The sequence below is a fragment of the Vibrio sp. 2132-1 genome, from assembly GCF_033344315.1.
The window spans coordinates 1-983 of sequence record NZ_JAWPON010000119.1 but is presented as its reverse complement, the minus strand read 5'-3'; the positions used below and the strand labels follow the sequence as shown (position 1 = coordinate 983).

At 46.0% G+C, this 983-nt stretch carries 2 protein-coding genes; both read left to right on the top strand.

What is annotated here, in order from left to right; genetic code table 11:
- A partial coding sequence (gene prmC / locus R8N47_RS23835; protein WP_318185928.1) for a peptide chain release factor N(5)-glutamine methyltransferase occupies positions 1-515 on the top strand: 515 nt, incomplete at its 5' end.
- A gap of 41 nt (positions 516-556) precedes the next feature.
- Complete coding sequence (locus R8N47_RS23830) at positions 557-940, top strand: SirB2 family protein (protein ID WP_005468486.1); 384 nt, start codon at positions 557-559, stop codon at positions 938-940.
- Positions 941-983: the final 43 nt, after the last annotated feature.

The following is a 983-nucleotide window of genomic DNA, read 5'->3' as shown; positions in this document are numbered from 1 at the left end:
AGACCGGATCGATTCTAGATTTAGGCACGGGGACAGGAGCAATTGCGTTGGCATTAGCGTCTGAGCTACCGAATCGTCAGGTAATGGGAGTTGACCTCAAACAAGAGGCCAAAGAGCTTGCTGAGTACAATGCCGCGCAGCTAAACATCAAAAATGTGACGTTTGACCAAGGTAGCTGGTTCGAGCCTATTGCAGAGGGAACAAAGTTTGCTTTAATTGTTTCCAATCCGCCGTATATTGACGAGAAAGATCCGCATTTATCCCAAGGTGACGTTCGTTTTGAGCCAAAATCCGCGCTGGTCGCTGATGAAAATGGCTTAGCGGATATTCGCCATATCTCCGATTTGGCTCGTCAGTATCTTGAAGAGGGCGGTTGGCTTGCCTTCGAACACGGTTACGACCAAGGCGAGGCGGTTCGCGAGATCATGAGTGGCTTTGGTTATCAGCAAGTTGTCACCGAAAAAGATTATGGTGGGAATGATCGAGTGACCCTCGGTTGCTACCAGCCTTCATAAGAACGAGCAAGTCAGCAGTAATTTATTAAAAGAGAAGAAAAATGTACGTAGCTCTAAAACATATTCACCTTGTCACCATCGCACTGAGTGCCACATTGTTGTCGATTCGATTCGCGTTAATGATGATGAACTCTCCAAAGCGCAACCATCGTTTTCTGAAAGTTTTTCCACACATTGTTGATACCGCGCTGTTGTTGTCAGGTGTTGCTTTGATCTTTGTTACTGGCTTCATTCCATTTACAGACTCAGCCCCTTGGCTAACCAACAAGATCACGTGTGTGTTGGCGTACATTGCTCTGGGCTTCTTCGCTCTGAAACTAGCTAAAAATAAATTGCTGCAAATTTTCGGTTTCTTTGGCGCACTCGGTTGGTTGGTCATGGCGGCTAACATCGCCGTGTCTAAGAGTCCAACTTTATTTGGGTAATCGTCATGCTTGAGTTTTTTGACGAAGATTTTGACAACATGGC

What these genes read in the sequence shown, in the direction of transcription:
- R8N47_RS23830 (WP_005468486.1), top strand. Translation starts at nt 557, where the DNA reads ATGTACGTAGCTCTAAAACATATTCACCTTGTCACCATCGCACTGAGT.